Below are 19331 nucleotides of genomic sequence, written 5' to 3'. Positions count from 1 at the left end.
AGTATTAGAAAAACACAATCCACAAGACCAGCAGCATCACCCCCAGAATAGCCGAAGCCACGAGGTTTTGCTGACGGTGTGCGGGTCGTTCAATTTTGTACTCTTCGTTCAATTCCACATTGCGGGCGTACTCGAACGTCATACCGTCGAGCTTTTCCTGCGCTGGGCGTTCGGTTGCCAGGCTGACAACAATCAGCAGCAGGATCGAGATAACGAACAGCAGAATGGCAAAGTGCATGAAGTTCATCTCGATCACCGTGCGCAGAAATGGGTTCGTGAACGGCGACGATTTATGAATAATCTCCAGTACGAACCGAAGCAGTCCCAGCACAAATCCCGTCCACAACACCACGGCGGCCCCTTTGGCGTTAGCCCGTGGCCACAGCAGGCCCACCAGAAACACGCAGGCAATCGGTGGGCTGATGTAGCCCTGCACGCTTTGCAGGTAGACGTACAACTGGTCCGACAGTACCGACACCAGCGGTACCCAGAACAGGCTCACCGCAACCAGCACGACCGTCGAGATTCGGCCAAAGTTCACCAGGCTCTTTTCTGATGCTTCCGGCCGGAATTTCTGGTACACATCAATGGTCATCAGTGTAGAGGCACTGTTGAACACGGCCGCCAGCGACGCCATCAGAGCCGCCAGCAGCGATGCCACCACCAGCCCCCGGAAGCCCGACGGCAGCAGGGTTTTCACCATGACCGGATATACGTCGTTCGGGCTGATTTTCTGACCGGGCAGGAGCATGCCCTTCTGTTGCAGCGCGTAGGCAATCAGGCCCGGCAAGACCAGAATAAACACCGGCAGAATTTTCAGGAAACCCGCCATCACCGTACCGGATTTGGCATGGTCGATGTTCTTGGCCGCCAGCACCCGCTGCACGATGCTCTGGTCCGTACACCAGTACCAGATTCCTACGATGTAGGGCGCAATGATCACCCCCGTCCACGGAAATTCCGGATCGCTCATGGGTTTGAACATCTCGAAGTGGCCGGCCGGTACGTTGGCAACCAGTTCGCTCCAGCCACCGACTTTGTCCAGTCCAATCCAGGTCAGCGCAATAGCCCCGACCAGCAAAATGAATGTTTGAATCAGTTCCGTGTAGATTACGGCACTCATACCACCGGCAATGGTGTAGATGCCTGTCACGACCACCAGCAGAATGGACGACGTGTAGATGTCCCAGCCCATCACCTGCTTCAGCAGAATACCGGCCGCAAACAGGTGCACCGATATCTTGGTCAGGATGTAGGCGATAATCGACACCGAACTCAGGTACCAGCGGCTGGCCGACGAGTAGCGCCGTTCCAGAAACTCCGGCATGGTGAACACGCCCGATTTCAGGTAAAACGGCACGAACACCCAGCCCAGAATCAGCAGACAGATACTGGCCGACCATTCGAAATTACCGGTCGCCAGGCCCGATACGTAGCCCGTACCCGACAGGCCGATAAAGTGTTCGGTGGAGATATTGGAGGCAAACAACGAAGCACCGACGGCAAACCAGCCGACATGCCGCCCGGCCAGGAAATACTCGGTAGAGGAGCGTTCCTGGCGGGCAAAATAGAAGCCGATGGCAAAGACAATCAGGAAGTAAGCCCCAATGATAGCGTAATCAAGGAAACTGAACTCAAGATTCATGAAGTAAAGCGAATAGATACGTTATATAAAATTCCTGCTACGAGGATTCGTTACGTTTAGCAGCATGACGGAACACAAAGGCATACAGCAGGCCCCAGGCTACCAGATAAGCCAGCCCGGCAACGTAGAACAGAATGTAGTACCCTTCAGACAGTTGGTTGAGGGCTTTGTAGTGGTCCAGAATCCGCCCGACAGCAATCGGAAAAACAACCCCGCCGAGCGTTCCGGCCATGGTTCCCAGACCAACCACCCGGCTCAGCACCTGCTTCGGAAACTGGTCGGCGGCTACGGTGAAAATGTTGGCCGACCACGCCTGGTGAGCCGCTACGGCCAGGGACAAAATGGCGATGACGGGCCACATGCTGCCCATCTGACTGATCAGCATGACCGGGGTAACGCACAGGGCAAACAACGCCATGGCCATCTGCCGGGCCCGCGTCGGGTTCCAGCCAATGTGGATGAGCCGCGACGATAACCACCCACCGCCGACACTGCCGATGGTAGCGGCCAGGTAAATGATCATCAGGGGAGCCCCCAGCTTTTTCAGATCAAGGTTGTAGATATTGGCCAGGTACGACGGCAGCCAGAACAGGAAAAACCACCAGATCGGGTCGGTCAGGAGCTTACCGCCCATGAATCCCCAGATGGCCTTGTTCGCAAAAATAGGGTAGCGGGTAGCCGGTTGCTCTTCGCCAATGATGTCGGTCGATGCGGCATCCGACGTAATATAAGCCAGTTCTGACGGACTAACGCGCCGATGACGGGCCGGTACTTCGTAGTAAAGCCACCAGACAATGATCCAGATAAAACCCAGCGCACCCGTTACGATGAAGGCCATCTGCCAGCCGCCGATGAGTGCCAGCCAGGGCACTACGGCAGGAGCCGCCACGGCCCCGATGTTAGCGCCCGAGTTGAAGATACCTACGGCCAGGGCCCGCTCTTTCTTCGGGAACCACTCGGCAACCGTCTTGATCGACGCCGGGAAGTTACCGGCCTCGCCAAAACCCAGCAGCGCCCGCGCCACCATGAAACCAAACGTACCGCCCGCCAGGGCATGCCCCATGGCCGCCAGACTCCACACGAAAATAGCCCCGATATAGCCAATCTTGGTGCCGATTTTATCGATCAGATAGCCCACAAACAGGGTACTGCCACCGTAGAAGAAGGTGAACACGGTCACAATGTTGGCGTAGTCGGATTCGGTCCAGCTAAATTCTTTTTCGAGAATGGGTTTCAACAGACTGATTACCTGTCGATCCAGGTAGTTGATCGTTGTAGCAAAGAACAGGAGGGCTACGATGAACCACCGGTAGCTACTCTTGCCGCCTGTTTGGCCGATACCGGAAGCCTGGCTTCCGTCCGTAACCGTGCCGTGGGGTGCAATTCCGTTCGGCGAGGAGTTAGTTTTCCCAATCAAAATACTTAGTGACGTTATGGTAAGCGATGTTGGCTGCCAATTGCCCCAGCCAATTGAGGTCTTTAGGTAAAAGACCATTTTCCACATCCCTACCGATGAGACGGCACAGAATTCGTCGAAAATACTCGTGACGGGAAAACGACAGGAAGCTGCGCGAATCGGTTACCATGCCAATAAACCGGCTCAGCAAGCCCATATTCGACAAAATGTTCAGTTGATTTTCCATCCCATCTTTCTGGTCGAGGAACCACCAGGCCGAGCCCCATTGCATCTTGCCGGCTACGCTCCCATCCTGAAAGTTACCGACCATTGTCGCAAAGACATCGTTATCGGCCGGGTTCAGGTTATACAGCACCGTTCTGGCGAGCTTATCGGTTTTGTCCAGCGCATCGAGAAACGACGCCAGGCGGTTGGCCTGCGGCAGATCGCCCATCGAATCGACGCCTACGTTAATGCCGAGCTGCCGGGTGATCCGCGTATTGACCTGCCGCAGAGCACCGAGGTGAAACTGCTGCACCCACCCCCGCTGGTGATACATCCGGCACAGTTCGAGCAGTACGTAGCCGGTCAGTTGTTCGAGCTGGATCGGATCAGCTTCCATCTGCCCCGTCAACAGTCGGTTGAAGGCCTTGTCCAGTTCGGTCGTGCGGTCCACGACGGGTGGCATCTGGGCTAGTCCATGATCGGCGGCCCGGCAACCCGTCTCGTGGAAGAACTGAACCCGCCGGGCCAGCGCCTGCACGAACGAATCCAGGTCGGTGATGGCCAGGCCGCTGCTGATCGACAACTGCTCTATCCGCTCCCGCCAGGCTGTGCCCGCAACCGGAAACAGCGCATCGGGCCGGAAGGTAGGCAGCATTGTCAAGCCTTCTTCGCCGTTGGCAGCGCGTTCGGCGGCAAATTGTTGGTGATACCGCAGATCGTCGGTGGGCTCGTCGGTGGTGCAAACTACCTTGACGTTGTGGTACTGGAGCAGGGAACGCGCCGACCACTGATGCCGCAACTGTTCATTGCACTGCTCATAGATCGCCCGACTGCTTGTTTCGTTCAACAGCTGACTGATACCAAACGGCCGTTTCAGCTCCATGTGCGTCCAGTGGTACAGTGGATTACGCATGGTATACGGGACGGTCTGCGCCCAGGCCTGAAACTTCTCGGCGTTGCCGGCATCGCCCGTAATCAGCCGCTCCGGAATGCCGTTTGCCCGCATGGCGCGCCACTTGTAATGGTCACCTTTGAGCCACAAGTCCGTCATGTCGGCGTAGCGTTTGTCCGTCGCGACCTCATCGGGGGGCAGGTGATTGTGGTAATCCACGATGGGCAAATTCTGCACGAATTCGAAATACAGGTAACGGGCGGTTTCGCTGTCGAGGACAAAGTTTTCGTCCAGAAAATTACCGCTGGCCGACAGGCTGTAGTCTATATCAATGGTTTGCATGTCAACTGATTTGTCGTCTTTTCGTCGTCACTTTCCACCCCGTTTGGCGGTTTCACCTTTCACGCGCACGTATCGATCTGCAAACTGCAGAAAGGTCGGCCAGTTGGGGCCGGTGGTATGCCCGCCACTGTGCTGCCGGAACGCAACGTCGCCGTCAACAAGCGCCGTTTCAATGGGCGGAAACTCCATTGTACCGAGTCCTTTTTTGCCGAGCAGTTCGTAGACCGGCCCGGCATAGGCGCCCCCCAGAAACATGCCCTTCGCGTCGACCCACTGCCCTTCCACCTTAGGCGAACCAGAACTGATAAATACCGGCCGTGGGGCACACAGAGCAACCAGTTCGTGCGCATCAACCGGCAGGTCGTTCGGCGTCAGCGGGCCGGCATATTTGATAAAATTACCCGCCATCCAGTGGTATTCGGCCGACGATGCTACGTTCTCGACCTGCTCGCCAAAGGTGCGCCGATGAATTTTAACACCCCCTTCGCCCGACGATCCGATGAAGCCAATGGCGATGCGGGGTTCGTAGGCCATCGTGACCGCAGCGGCTTTTCCGTAGCGCGACAGGCCCTCAATACCAACTTGTTTGGCGTCAACGGCCTTGTCGGTTTCGAAATAATCCAGAGCGCGACTGGCGCCCCACGCCCAGGCCCGAAGCGCTCCCCAGTCGTCGGGTTTGCGGGGCTGTCCTTTGTTGACTAAGCCGATAATGCCCTCCGTCAGGCCGGCACCGTTGTCGGCCTGGTAGCTGGTGGGGTAAATCACGGCGTACCCCCAGCCTTTAGCCAGCAGTTGCTGCTGCCAGGTAAGTGGCGCCGGGGCCGTCGTGGATGCGGGCGGTTGCTGAGGCCGGAACCCGGCCGGGAACCGGAAGCCGTAGCTCATCATGACGGGCACCGGTCCGGTCGCCCTGGCGGGCGTTGCCAGGGTAAGTTCAATGTCGACCTTGATGGCCGGATACGCCGAATTATCGACGTGGCCGACCAGTTGCTTCAGTTTGATAGGGTAGCCGCCGTTGACGGTATCTATTGAGCTGACCACCTCCCAGGTGACTTTTGGGGTATTGGCCGGCATACGCCCGTACACCTCCCGGTCAAAGTCCTCCACAATTTCGGGCCGCCGTTTCTGCCACCATTCTTTGGCAGTCGTGACTTTTTTGCCGTTTTTCAGCGTCAGCGGATCGGGCAGTGCGGTGTAGGTTGTAGCCTTGCTTTCGTCTACGTTGGCTGCGTTTGGCGCCTGCGGATTCCCCGATGGTCCCGGCCGCAGTTCTTTGATATTCAGCGCGGCCATCATGGCTCGGTGGTCGGCCTGAGTTTTGCGCTGCTGGCGGGCAAACAGGCTGTCCTGCTCGGGTGTTCGGGGACCAAACTGAGCCTGGCCCACGATCGGCATGGCCAGCAGTAAACCGTAAATGAGTGGAGTTTTACGCATGATAGGCAAGGAGTAGGTCAGTTAGTGGACGACTTGCTCAGGTCGCTCAGTGCTGGTGCGTGTACGCTTTCGGGCGGCCCGAGGTAGCTCGGTTTTACCCCACCCCGATCGATAACGAGTTTCTGGACAACCACCGCCGGATCGACCATCCAGAACTTCAGGACGTGTTCGCCGGGTTTGCTGAGCGTATGCCGGGACGTCAGCACGCGGATGTTGTTGGCGACCGATTGCTCCCAGACCCGGTTGGTTTCGCTGGCGTGGATGTTGATGATCTGGGGGGCTTCGTCGTCGAACGAGATGGCGTACCGCAGCCCCTTGTTGTCGTTGAAGTTGAGCGTCGGCGACAGGTACGTCTGCACCCGAACCGTTCCGCTGTCGGCCAGGTACACGCGGTACTCCAGTCGGGGCGAATCACCAGCCAGTTTGTCCTGACCAGGGGCCGTAACGGGCGACACCGTTACACCATCCCCCGTTCGGCCAACAGCCGGAATGCGCTGCCAGTTGATCGCTGCGGTTCCGACGGCCCGGCTGTAGTGTTCGGCATTAATAGCAACGTAGCCGTTGCTCTCCAAAAACCCGTTTACGTCGCCGGGCTTTGGCGATACGGGGTTACTGACCACCACCCGAACTACCACCCGGCTCCCATTCGGACCGGTTATCGTAACGGGGGCCTGGTTCGTGCCCGTGGGTGCTTTCGCCCAGTCGACACTTACCCAAAGTCGCTGTTCGGTAGCGATCGTTCCGGCCGGAGCAGCTAGTTTCACCCAGGGAGCACCGGCTTCGGCAGTGTAGGTGAACGTACCCTGTCCGCGATTGAACAGGTCGATGTAATACGTTGGACGCTGATAGGCGCTGAACGTGGGCAGCGTCAGTTCATCTCCGGAGCCCGGGAACCAGCTTTCGGTCCCCTCAACGGCCACCCCCATCTCAGCCGCGGCAGGCACCGTGATGGTTTCGACCTTCGGCATTGCGTTTTTTTCCGGCTGCTGCCAGTACGTATAGCCGATGTGAGTCTGATCCATCATGTGGCTCCATTTGCCACCAGCCAGTGTATCGTTGTAGTAACGGGTAATCTGCGCATCTTTCTCGAACAACTGCTTCACGCGCTCAGCCAGTACGTTGGTCGATGCCCGGCCCTGTTTGGCGTACAGCCGGTTTTTGGCCGTTGTCACGTACAACTCGTTCAGGTTGGCACAGGCTTTTACGGGGTGGAGCACCAGTTGAAAAAAAGCGTCCTGATACGTAGCCGGCAGCTCTTTGGCAATCGATTCGGCTTCGGCCAGCAGCTGGTTATAATCCGCCACGACCGTTTCGGCCTCCCGGTAGTGGGTCAGGCTGTAGGTATCGGGCGACAGTAACTCCGGTTTCCGGCGGGCGTTGTACTGCGTGTATCGGGTCAGGATGTTGGCAATGCGGGCCGCGTGCCGGCTGCCAAACTGCTTTTCGGCCCACAACCGCGTGTAGTCGTTCAGCTTGTCGGCCGGCCATTTGTCCGGGTTCCAGGCGAAATCCAGGAAGAACTCAATCGGGAACTCCATTGGTTTGATATCCCCGACGTTCACGATCCAGATCTGGTCGACGCCATGCCGATAGGCCAGGTTCATCTGCTCCCACGTACGGGCAATGGGATTGGTGTTCAGCCATTTGTAGTTACGGGGTCCACCCACATAATCGAAGTGGTAGTAGATACCGTAGCCGCCTTTGCGTTTTGGTGCCCCGAGTGCCGGAAGCTTTCGGATGTTTCCCCAGTTGTCGTCGCAGAGCAGCAACGTTACGTCGTCGGGAACGCGCATGCCTTTGTCGTAGTAGTCCTGCACTTCCTTGTACAGAGCCCAGAGCTGCGGGGTTGCCGAGGCATCCTTGCCGGTTACTTCCGTCAGGATTTTCCGCTGGTCGGCCACGATACGTTCCAGCAGGGCAATGTTACTTTCGCGGCTCATGGGCTCGTCGCCATCGCCCCGCATCCCAATGCTGACGATGCTTTCGTTGGTGCCCATCCGCTGAATACTGCTTTTCCAGAACGCCCGCAGCGTCGAATCGTTTTTCTGGTAATTCCAGGGGCCTTTGTCTTTGCCGTAGCGTCGCCATTCGTCGTGCGCCCGCATCAGCGGTTCGTGGTGCGAGGTGCCGATCACCACGCCGTATTCATCGGCCAGCTTCGGGTTCAGCGGATCATCGTCGTAGAAGACATTTCCCCACATAGCCGGCCAGAGGTAATTGCCTTTTAAGCGCAGAATCAGCTCAAATACGTGTTCGTAAAACGTGTGGTTGAAACCACCGAATTTCTCTTTTGTCCAGCCCGAGAGGGCCGGTGCTTCGTCATTGATGAAAATACCCCGGTACTTCACCGCCGGTGTTCCCTGCGTATGCCGACCGGGTAATACGTACAAATTGGCTTGCTGCGCGGCCGGTACGTCGGCCCACCAGTTCCAGGGCGATACGCCAATCTGCGCCGAAAGGTCGTAGATCCCGTAGATCGTGCCGCGTTTGTCGCTACCGGCAATGACCAGCGCCCGATCAACGCCCGGCAGCGGTTTCTCGATGGTCTGGATGATGAACGTTTCCCACTTGCCCGCTACGGCTGATACGTCGAGCTTCCGGGCTTTTATCAGTTGATTGATCAGCGGGCTTTTGCCAATCGTACCAATCAGAACAACCTGCTTAGCGGCTGTCTGCTGGTTTGTGGCCAACGTCGGTTCGGCGTTCGTTACCTGCCTGATGTCGGTCTGTAAGTTTCTGACGGCCCGGATTACGCCTGCATACTCAGCGGTACTTACGACCAGCGGTGCCGACTTTCCGCCCTCCGACAACGCAAACCGTCCCTGGCCATTCCGGCTCGAAACGTAGGTGTCAGGGTCGATACCAAAGGCGTTGGCAATTAAGCCGAAAGTAAACAGCGTGAGAAAAAGCAGACGGTTCATCAGAACTAACTTTTAGTGATGCCCTAACCCCACTGCGGGGTTAGGGCAAGCGTTTATCTACACAAAAAACGGTACGTCCTTGGTGGCGTATTTACGCATCCCTTCTTCGTTGATTTCGACGCCGATACCCGGTTTTTCGGACAGCGGAATGAAGCCATCTTTCACCATCGGGCCGTCGAACGTCACAATGTCCTTGAACATCGGGTCCTCGTGGAAGTAAATCTGCCACTCCAGAATCAGGAAGTTCGGCACCGACGCGCACACGTGGCTCGACGCCATAGCGCCCAGGTACGAAGCCACCATGTGCGGGGCAAACGGCACGTAGTACAGGTTAGCCAGGTTGGCAATCCGCTGCCCTTCGCCCAGTCCGCCGGCCTTCTGTAAATCCGGCATGATGATGTCTACCGCGCCAATTTCGAGCATCCGCCGGAAACCATGCGCCAGGTAGTGGTTTTCGCCCGCGCAGATCGGCGTGTTGGTTGCTTCGCGGATTTGCCGGTACGCTTCCGGGTTTTCGGCCGGAATGGGCTCCTCCAGAAACATCAGGTTCAGCGGCTCCATCATCTTGGCCACCCGCCGACCGGTCGTTACGTCGTAGCGACCGTGCATATCGACGCAGATGTCGACTTTTGAGCCGATGGCTTTCCGAACTCCCGAAATCTGGTTATACATCCGCTCCAGTTCGCCGGGGCTTGCCGTCCAGTTATACGCGTCGTATTTGTTCGGGTCATTGCGTTCGTCGATGTCGAACTTAACGGCCGTAAAGCCCATGTCGACGGCCCGTTTGGCGCTTTTGCCAAATGATTCGGGGCTGGTGTCGGTTTCCCGGTAGGCACCCGTATCGCAGTACACCCGCACCCTGTCGCGGTATTTGCCGCCCAGCAGCTGGTAGACCGGTAAGCCAAGCGCTTTCCCGACCAGATCCCAAAGCGCCGTTTCGACCGCCGACAGCACCCCGATGTACATCCCCGACTGCGCCCCTTCGAAGAAGCCCGACTTGCGCACATCTTCAAACAAGCGGTTGACGTTCAGGGGACTTTTACCTTTAATCCGCTGCCCCATCATCTTCACCAGGTGGTACGTTCCAGGCGTGGCGTCAACGGCTTCACCGCAGCCCCAGATCCCCTGGTTGGTGTGTATTTTCACAAACAGGCTGTGTCCGTTACGGATGTAGCCGCATTTGATGTCCGTAACTTTCAGATCCGACGGGGCCGACGACTGCGGGGTACGATCAAGGGCTGTTTCGAGGCCCTCGCCGAACGACGACATCGACGTAGCGGCAAATGCACTGGCCAGGGCGCTTTTGGTTAAAAATGAACGCCGGCCGAGCGACTTGTTTTCCGACTGGTAAGTAGTTGATTTCATGGTTTTATGAGGGTTTAGGTGTCTGACTTACCAGGTACGGGTTTTCAAAAATTCCTGAATCTGCTCTTTCGGGACGGGCAGTTTGTCGATGTACGTATTGAGCCATTGCGAGAAATCCTTCTCGATGTCGGCCGACCAACGGGTATCAATTTGCCCGGACGTGTATTTCTGCTCGCGGAGCCGCTGGTGGCTGAACATATCGCGCAGCCGAACGATCTCAGAGGTTTTTACCACCTTTTCGGCCAGGTGGGGCGGAATGAAAATCACGCCCCCATCGCGACCCAGCACAATATCACCGGGCATCACCATCACCTTGCCGATGCGCGTCGGCTGATTGATACTCACCAGCGTTGTGTTCAGGGCGCCATTGGGATCGTTGAGGTGGTGCGACGGGTGGTATGACCGGAAAAAAGACGTAAACCCGCCCAGTTCCTTCAGCCCGTCGACGTCGCGAATGGCCCCCTCGTATACGATGCCGTTGCCGGTTTTTGTGTAAATGTCGTTGCCGAGGTTATCGCCGATGGTCGGGCCGTCTTCGTGCATCCCGAACTGATCCACTACGTACACATCGCCTTTGGTGAGCAGGGCAATTGGCCAGGTGTTCTGCGCTTTCACGCGCCCGTCTTTCTCGTGGCCTTTCTTGTCCAGAAAACGGTGTACGTCCGGCCGACCGGGCATAAACGTCGCCGTGACGGCCCGTCCAACCAGCACACTGTCGGGGTTGATGGTTTTCCAGCCATCCGCGTACTGGTACTTGTAGTTTTCGTTACGGAGAACAGCCCAGGCTTCTTCGTGGGTTACCATTTTCATCCGCTTCAGAATGGAATCGGGTACTTTCGGGCGACCGTCAGGATAGCGCTCACCTTTCCATTCCGGCGTCATGGCGATCAGATCCTCGCGGGAAATCTGTTGTCCCAGCGACACCGTCAGGCTACCAAACAGGCAGAGTAAACTTGCTGTAATGCATGCCAGCTTCATAGATTTTGTCTGGAATTTAGGGTTTAGAATTTGATGTGAATAAGCAGGTTGCACCTGTCTTCTACCTATCTTATGCAATCGGTTTACAGAACGCTGCATGCTGGCCAGCATGCTTTCCTATTTGAGAAAACACACTCCCTGCCGAATGTCAGGGAGTGTGCGCATTACAAAACCTATGATTAATCAATTATCGGTGCCGGTCTACGTCGTCGTGACGATCAGTAGCCCGGGTTTTGCGGAAACTTCGGACCGGTGGTCGTAAGGTCAATCTGCGACTGCGGAATAGGCCGCAGCACGTGGAAATCCCGGAAGCCCGGTGTTGGGTTATAGCGTTCCAGCCGGGTCTTCAGCGTCTGCGTCCGAACCAGATCCTGCCAGCGCACGTATTCGCCGTATAGCTCACGCGTCCGCTCATCGAGCAGGAAGTCAATCGTGGCCTGCGCTGGGGTAATGGTCAACGCAGCGGCTGCGGCTGTGTTCTGCGCGGCCGTGTTGGTCGCCCGGTACGCGGCCCGCTGCCGGACGGCGTTGATCAGTGTGGCTGCTTCGGCGGGTTTGTTATCCTTGATGTATGCTTCAGCCGCCAGCAGGTACGTATCCGCCAGCCGGAACAGGATATACGGCCGGTACGACGACTCATTGACCGTCAGTCGGTTTACGGCGGCATATTTCGTCATGGTCGGGTGCAGGTCAGCGGTGTACTGCGACGGCGCAATGATTACCCCCTTGAACGCCCGGCGCTGGGCTTCGGTCACTTCTACCCCTGGCATCCAGATAGCCGTATCGCCAACTGCCAACGTACCGCGGGAAGTCGTCACGGGCACCGTCCGGTTGAAAATCCAGGCCGACTGAAACGTTTTAAAATACCGCGAATCGTTCGCGCGATCGCCAAAAGCCGTGTTCAGCGTGTAATTGGTCGGCCGGAACCGCCGGAACGGCCGACCATTGCGCAAATCGCGGTCCATCACGGCGATGGTGTTATTTGGCGCTCCGCTGATCCCCGCGTTGACGTTCAGGGCGTTGGTATACAGCGACACCCAGAAGAAGTTTGACCGGTTCTCTTTGTTGCCGTTTGCAATCTGGGGCGAGTTATTGAACTGGCTTTCTGCGTAGCTGGGATCGGTGTTGCGGTCTACGACGAACAGCACTTCTTTACCATACTCGTTGCCTTCGCGGTGTACGTTCGCAAAATCCTGCTCCAGCCCTACCCCATACGTAGCCTGGTTGTCGATCAACTGCTTAGCCGTGGTGTAGGCGTTCTGGAAATCCGTTGGCTGAGCAGCCGCCGACCAGCCGCGAGTCAGGTATACTTTCGACAGCAGGTGCAGCGCAGCCGGCTTGGCCGCCCGGCCTTTTGAGGGAGTAGCCGTGTTGGGCAGCTCCTGAATAGCCTCGGTCAGGTCCTTAATGATCGCGGCATACACATCAGCGATGGGTGCCCGGGCCGCCGATGTAGTCGGTACGTCGATAAACTGAAGGCTCAGTGGTACGTCTCCGAACGTCTTTACGAGTTCAAAGTAGTAGAACGCCCGCAGGAATTTGGCTTCGGCCAGCAGGGTTGTCCGACGAGCCGCGTCAATGTTCGCGCTCGGTCCAAATTTCAGCACTCCATTCAGGTTGTTAATGGCCTGATAGGCGTTGTTCCAGATACCGGTAATGTTCCCGTTCGACGGCAGGATGTTGGCATACTCGAAGTACGTCCGGTCGCCGTCGCTGGCTCCCAGAATCGACTCATCCGTACCAGCGTTGGCGGTGTAGGTAAACCCTTCTGAGCCCCAGAAGAAACGCATGATCGAATACGAGGCCGTAATACCGCCCTCCAGTCCGCCGGCCGTGGCGAAGAACTCGGGGCCCAGTTCTGAGCGAAACTCCTGATCGAGTACACTCTGGCAGCTTGTCGACAGCAGGGCCATCAACGTCAGAGCCACACTGCTTAGTTTTAATTTTCTATTGATTGTCATGATGTATTTGCATTTGGCTACCCCAACCTGATTGAACGAGTTGGGAGCAGTAATTTAGAATTTAAGGTTTACACCAATCAGCAGCTGGCGGGTCGGCGGAGTTGTCAACCCAACGGTGATTGCCCGCGTGGATACGCCCGTACCGCTGCTGGCTCCCTGCGTCGGCACTGCCCCACCAGTACCGGTTCCCTCGGGATCGATACCCAGTCCATTGGCTACGAACGGCGAGTAGATCAGGAAGGGGTTCCGCGACGTGAGGTAAACCCGCGCCGATCCGAAGCCGATCTTATTCAGGAAACTATTGGGTACCGTATAGCCCAGGCTGAGGCTTTGCATCCGAACAAACGAGCCGTCGTGGTACCCCAGCGTCGAGGAGTAATTAATACGGTCGCCCGGAGCCGGTTGCGGGAACGCATTGGTCGGGTTGTTCACTGTCCAGTAATCAAATTTCACCTGGTTCACCCGGCCGTTGTTCAGGAAAGCGTACCCCGTGCCCGTTCCGTCATTCTGGAAATACGTCGCCACCAGTGTGTTGCCGATGCGGGCGTTCATGGTAGCGGTCAGGTCCCAGTTTTTATACGTAAACCGGTTCGTCATCCCACCGATCCACTTCGGCTGGAACGAGCCGACAATCGTACGGTCGGCATCGGTGATCCGACCGTCGCCGTTGAGGTCTTCGAGCTTAATCTGTCCCGGCACGGCATTGAACTGCTTGGCCTGCTCAGCCTCACTGGTCTGCCAGATACCGATTTTCTTATAATCGTAGATGACGTTGAGCGGTTGTCCGACGAACCAGCCGTTGCCGATGTCCTGGGTTTTGGCAGGGTCTTCCAGCGCTACGATTTTCTCCCGGTTAATGGCAAAGTTCAGGTCGGTTGTCCATTTGAAGCCGGCCGTCCGGTTGTCAACGTTTACGGTGCTGAGCACTACCTCAACCCCTTGTCCCTGGGTTTTGGCCGCGTTGGTCCAGTAGCTGTTGGCACCGTTGCTGAGGGGCAGGTTTTTCTGCACCAGCAGGCGGTCCGTAACTTGCCGGTACAGGTCAATTGAGCCGGTGATGCGGTTGTTGAAGAAGCCGAAATCAACGCCAAGGTTGGTGTTGCTCGTCGATTCCCAGCGCAGGTCGCGGTTGCCCAGGCTGCTCACAAAGTAGCCCAGCGAGTTGACGGTACCGAAGTTATAGCGGTTCGTCGACAGACTGCCCCGCGTCGCTCCGGACGGAATGCCCTGGTTCCCCGTGATCCCGTAACCGGCCCGCAGCTTCAGGTTCGAAATGAACGTCAGTTCCTTCATAAAATCTTCGTTGCTGATGTTCCAGCCCAGAGCAAAGGCGGGGTAATTCAGCCACGTACCTTCGGGAAACACCGACGAGCCGTCGCGCCGGAACGTAGCCGTCAGCAGATAGCGGTCGTTGAACACGTAGTTCACCCGGGCCATGATCGACACCAGACCGCTCCGGTTAAAGCTGTTATTGCCACCCGCCGGCACTACGGGCGTACCGCTGGCGAGATTCAGGTTATAATACTGGATGTAGTCGGCGGGCAGACCCGTCGCTTCGACCCGGTTGGTAAAGCCGCGATCCTGTTGAACGCCGTACAAACCCGTGAACGTCAGGCGGTGTTTTTCAGCCAGCACCTTGTCGTAGGTCACGATGTTGTCGATGGTGTAGCGGTACGACTCACCGTTCTGTACGGCCGCACTGTTCTGCGTCGGCAGGGTCGAGCCGGGGTTGATGATCGTATTCGGCCCGGTATAGCTGCCAAAGTTTTCCTGCCGGAAATCCAGACCGACGTTCAGCCGGTACTTGAGCCCGTCAATGATCTGCACTTCGCCATAGAGACTGTTGAACGTAGTGATCCGACGCCGACGCTGCACAATGGCATTTTCGTCTTCCAGCGTAATCGGGTTCATGCTCGACAGTTCATCGATTGTTCCCTGCAGCGGGCGCAGGTTAGGTGAACCGTCTGGCAGGTAAGGCGAAGTGAGCGGGCTTAGCCGCAGTGTGTTGTAGATCGGATTCACCCCTTCCCCACGGGTGTAGTTGAGGTTACTCAGGTTTGTCAGCCCAACTTTTACGCGGTTTCCGATTTTGGTATCAATCGACGTACGCAGGGAAAACCGCTCGAACGACTGCCCCGTGATTACCCCCGTTTCTTTGTAATAACCGCCGGAAAAACTGTACTGCGTGTTGTCCGTTCCGCCCGACAGACTGAGCTCATTGTTGGTAACGAAGCCTTTTTTATAGAGCAGGTCCTGCCAGTTGGTAGAGGTTCCGGCTGCGATACCCGCCGTTTCGTCGGGCGAGTACCCGGCGCTGTACTGCGCCAGATCGCGCATCGCTTTGAACTCAGCACCGTTCAGCATCGGGTATTGGCCCAGCACGGTATTCTGACCGGCGTAGGCGTTGTAACTGACCTGCGGTTTTCCCGCCCGACCGCGCTTGGTGGTGATGATCAATACGCCGTTTGAACCTCGTGACCCATAGATGGCCGTGGCCGACGCATCCTTCAGAATGTCGATAGTCGCAATGTCGTCGGTATTGAGGTCGTTCAGGCTGCCACCGTAGGGTACACCGTCTACCACAATCAGGGCGTCGTTTGACCCACTCAGCGAGCGATTACCCCGAATCCGGAGCTGAGCACCGGCACCCGGCGCCGTACCCGTACGAGCCAGGTCAACCCCGGCCGCACGGCCCTGCAATGCCTGCAGTACGTTGGCCGAGGGCACTTCTTTCAACGCTTTGGCATCCACCGATACGACCGACCCCGTCAGGTCCGAACGGCGCTGGGTACCGTAACCAACCACGACCACTTCGTTCAACTGGTTGTTGGCCGGTGTAAGCTGTACGCGCAGTTCCTCCGCCGGATTACCAACGGTTACCTCCTGACTGGCGTAGCCAACCAGCGAGAGGACCAGGATATTCCCGCGTTCGGCGGCAATGGTGAACCGACCATTGGCGTCGGCCGCCGTCCCTCGCTGGGTGTTCTTAACAAGAATACTGACGCCGGGCAGCGGTTGGTTGGTTTCGTCGAGAACCACCCCTTTCACCTGGCTGGTCTGGGCAAATGCCGCCACGCTGCTGAGGCATATAAATAGGAATAACAGGATACGCTTTGCAGATCCGGGTAGTCGAACCGGCAGAGCGGGTTGTGTTTGTTGAGGTAAAACTTCCATAATTAACGGGTCATCATTGGTTAGTCCTTACTGCTACTACGTATGGATTTTTAGAACAGGCCGACGATCCTAGCTGATTCGTCTACATTTAGCGTCTAAAAATCCTACAATTTCTGATCTTTTGCAACCGATTGCATAAAAATTTTTGATTTTCGTTTCATTTTTCGGTGCTACAGCCTTTTTCAAGTCAATAATCAACCGCTTGTTTCTATCAACTGAGTTGATCTGGTATTTTATCCTTGTATTACTATTTTGCTGATTATGGTGCTGAAAAGAAGACAAATGCCCTGATTTAACCCTATTTATGTACCCTTTCAATAATCACGCAATCAAAAGTCAGGCAGAAGCGCGGGAACGGCTTAAATAAATACGTACTTTGGAATAATATTTAACAAGTGCTATCAATCGATTGCATAATTAATGCTATACCTAACCACGAATACGATTGCCCGTATACATTCATGGAGAAAGAAATAACTATATATGACATTGCTAAACGGCTCAAGTTGTCGCCCGCAACGGTTAGCCGGGCGCTGAACGACCATCCGGCCATTAACAGCGATACCAAAACGTTGATCACGGCTATGGCGCGGCAGATGGGCTATCGCACCAATACGTTCGCCAGCAACCTGCGTCGACAACGGACTAATACAATTGGCGTCATTGTACCCCGCCTGAACAGTAACTTCATGTCGACCGTGCTGGCCGGAATGGAGAAAGTAGCCAACGAAGCCTCCTACAACCTGATTATCAGCCAGTCACTGGAATCGGTTAAGAAAGAAATTGCCAACGCCAAGACCATGTTTAACAGCCGGGTCGATGGGCTGCTGGTGTCCGTTGCCTACGATACCGATAAATTCGACCACTTTGAGGCTTTTATCAAGAAGGGTATTCCTTTGTTGTTCTTTGACCGCGTTATTGAGCACAAGCAATGCACCAGCATTGTCATCGACAACGTTAAAGCCGGCTATGATGCCGCAACGCACCTGATTGAACAGGGATGCCGACGGATTGTACACGTAACGGGCAACCTGAAGCGGAACGTATACGCTGATCGGTTAACGGGCTATCAGCAGGCACTGCGGCAACATGGATTACCGTTCGACGAATCGCTTGTGATGATCACCGACCTCAGTCAGGAAGCGGGTACAGAAGCCGCTAAACGCATGCAGGCCATGCCCGAACGCCCCGACGGCGTTTTTGTGACCAACGATTTCTGCGCGGTCTGCTGTCTGATTACGTTAAAGAAGCTGGGCGTTTCGGTTCCCGACGATATTGCCGTAGTGGGCTTCAACGACGACCCGGTGTCGCAGGTTGTCGAGCCGGACCTGACTACGATTCATTATCCCGGGGCAAAAATGGGCGAAGTCGCGGCCCAAAGTTTGATCAACCACCTGAACGGCCTGTTGGACATTCAGACAACGAACAAGATCATTCTCCATTCTGAACTGGTCGTCCGCCATTCGTCGCTGAAAAGCGGTAAATGACACCAGTTTCAGGTCAACCGCTTACCGGTTTGCCAGGGTAACGTTTCTATTATTCCGGCCAATTGAATGAATAGGAGTTATCCAAAATAACAAAAAGCAGCCGGGTCGTCTTCTGACGACCCGGCTGCTTTTTGTTCACTATCCTTTAGATGTACTGATTGATGATGGCCTCGAACAGCTCCTGCTTGCCGCTGATCTGCCGCGGCTCGCCCTGCTCCAGTGCATACTGCCGCAGATCCGCCAGCGTCAGCTCACCCCGCTCAAAACGTGCCCCCTCACCACTGTCATAGCTCGCATACCGCTCCTGACGAAGCTTGCGGTACGGCGACTTCTCCAGGATGGCCTCCGCCACCACGGCCGCCCGCGCAAAGGCGTCCATGCCCCCGATGTGCGCAATGAACAAGTCCTCCAGATCGGTCGAGTTCCTCCGCGTCTTGGCGTCGAAGTTCACCCCGCCTGACTTCAAGCCGCCTGCCTCCAGGATCACCAGCATCGCTTCGGTCAGCTCATAGAGGTCCATGGGAAACTGGTCCGTGTCCCAGCCGTTCTGGTAGTCGCCCCGGTTGGCATCGATCGAACCCAGCATGCCCGCATCGGCCGCCACCTGCAGCTCATGGGCAAAGGTGTGGTTGGCCAGCGTGGCGTGGTTGGTCTCGATGTTCAACTCAAAGTCATCGGCCAACCCGTGCCGGTTGAGGAAGCCCACCACCGTGGCCGCATCAAAGTCGTACTGGTGCTTGGAGGGCTCCATGGGCTTGGGCTCGATGTAGAAGGCCCCCTTGAAGCCCTGCTGGCGGGCGTAGTCCCGGGCCATCTGCAAAAAGCGGCCCAGGTGCTCGGTCTCCCGCTTCATGTTGGTGTTCAACAAGGACATGTAGCCCTCACGGCCTCCCCAGAAGGTGTAGCCCGAGCCGCCCAGCTCGATAGTGGCATCGATGGCGTTCTTGACCTGCCAGCCCCCGTGGGCCAGCACGTGGAAGTCGGGGTTGGTGGCCGCCCCGTTCATGTAGCGCTCATGGGAGAAGAGGTTGGCCGTGCCCCAGAGCAGCTTGACGCCACTGGCGGCCTGCTTCTGTTTGGCGTAGTCGACGATGGCGCGGAAGTTGGCTTCGAACTCGGCGTTGGACTTGCCTTCGGGGGCGACATCGACATCGTGGAAGCAGTAGAACTCGATGCCCATCTTGGTGATGAACTCGAAGGCGGCATCCATCTTGTGGTGGGCGGCTGCCAGGGGGTCGTTGGTGGCCAGGGCATCCCAGGGGAAGTGCTTGGTGCCGGGTCCGAATGGGTCGTTGCCGGTGCCGCAGAAGGAGTGCCAGTAGGCGACGGCAAAGCGGAAAAGGTCCTTCATGGGCCGTCCCAGGATGAGACGGTTGGGGTCGTAGACCTTGAAGGCGAGGGGGTTGTCGGAGTCACGCCCTTCGAAGGCGATGGGCTTGTCGACAAAGGGGAAGTAGGCCGTATCGCCCAGTGTAAGCTTAATTTCAGACATGCTATTCAGGTTGATTAAT

The 19331-nt window shown here is 56.6% G+C and carries 11 protein-coding genes; 1 reads left to right on the top strand and 10 read right to left on the bottom strand.

All coding sequences use genetic code 11. From position 1 onward, the window contains the following. Positions 1-4: 4 nt before the first annotated feature. From DYU11_RS07475 to DYU11_RS07435, 9 genes are all read right to left on the bottom strand, one after another. Positions 5-1645, bottom strand: a complete 1641-nt coding sequence (locus tag DYU11_RS07475; RefSeq protein WP_119667033.1) for a sodium:solute symporter — start codon at positions 1643-1645, stop codon at positions 5-7. Between the two features lie 37 nt (positions 1646-1682). Beyond that, on the bottom strand, positions 1683-2984 hold the full coding sequence (locus tag DYU11_RS07470) for an MFS transporter (protein WP_119667495.1): 1302 nt from the start codon (positions 2982-2984) through the stop codon (positions 1683-1685). 61 nt (positions 2985-3045) lie between these two features. Beyond that, positions 3046-4500 carry a glucuronate isomerase gene (gene uxaC / locus DYU11_RS07465; protein ID WP_119667032.1) on the bottom strand — a complete coding sequence of 485 codons (1455 nt, stop codon included), beginning with the start codon at positions 4498-4500 and terminating at the stop codon, positions 3046-3048. 27 nt (positions 4501-4527) lie between these two features. Continuing rightward, positions 4528-5934 carry a glucuronyl esterase domain-containing protein gene (locus tag DYU11_RS07460; RefSeq protein ID WP_199736687.1) on the bottom strand — a complete coding sequence of 469 codons (1407 nt, stop codon included), beginning with the start codon at positions 5932-5934 and terminating at the stop codon, positions 4528-4530. Positions 5935-5951: 17 nt separating this feature from the next. Beyond that, positions 5952-8855: a glycosyl hydrolase 115 family protein gene (locus DYU11_RS07455; protein WP_119667030.1), complete on the bottom strand. Its 2904-nt coding sequence runs from the start codon at positions 8853-8855 to the stop codon at positions 5952-5954. Between the two features lie 57 nt (positions 8856-8912). Continuing rightward, complete coding sequence (locus tag DYU11_RS07450) at positions 8913-10220, bottom strand: mandelate racemase/muconate lactonizing enzyme family protein (RefSeq protein ID WP_119667029.1); 1308 nt, start codon at positions 10218-10220, stop codon at positions 8913-8915. Positions 10221-10247: 27 nt separating this feature from the next. Beyond that, positions 10248-11198 (bottom strand): RraA family protein, encoded by a 951-nt coding sequence (locus tag DYU11_RS07445; RefSeq protein WP_119667028.1) that lies wholly within the window; start codon positions 11196-11198, stop codon positions 10248-10250. A gap of 218 nt (positions 11199-11416) precedes the next feature. Beyond that, complete coding sequence (locus DYU11_RS07440; RefSeq protein ID WP_119667027.1) at positions 11417-13159, bottom strand: RagB/SusD family nutrient uptake outer membrane protein; 1743 nt, start codon at positions 13157-13159, stop codon at positions 11417-11419. A gap of 54 nt (positions 13160-13213) precedes the next feature. Then, a complete protein-coding gene (locus DYU11_RS07435; protein ID WP_158600235.1) occupies positions 13214-16234 on the bottom strand; it encodes a SusC/RagA family TonB-linked outer membrane protein in 3021 nt (1006 codons plus the stop codon). A gap of 560 nt (positions 16235-16794) precedes the next feature. Between DYU11_RS07435 and DYU11_RS07430 the strand changes: the two genes are divergently transcribed. Then, positions 16795-17820, top strand: a complete 1026-nt coding sequence (locus DYU11_RS07430) for a LacI family DNA-binding transcriptional regulator (protein ID WP_119667025.1) — start codon at positions 16795-16797, stop codon at positions 17818-17820. A gap of 145 nt (positions 17821-17965) precedes the next feature. Here the strand turns inward: DYU11_RS07430 and xylA are convergent, their stop codons facing one another. Next, a complete protein-coding gene (gene xylA, locus DYU11_RS07425; RefSeq protein WP_119667024.1) occupies positions 17966-19312 on the bottom strand; it encodes a xylose isomerase in 1347 nt (448 codons plus the stop codon). Between the last annotated feature and the right edge of the window lie 19 nt (positions 19313-19331).

The sequence above is a fragment of the Fibrisoma montanum genome, assembly GCF_003583365.1.
GTDB lineage: Bacteria > Bacteroidota > Bacteroidia > Cytophagales > Spirosomataceae > Fibrisoma > Fibrisoma montanum.
The sequence above is the reverse complement of the archived record's forward strand: the minus strand, read 5'-3'. Positions and strand labels throughout refer to the sequence as shown.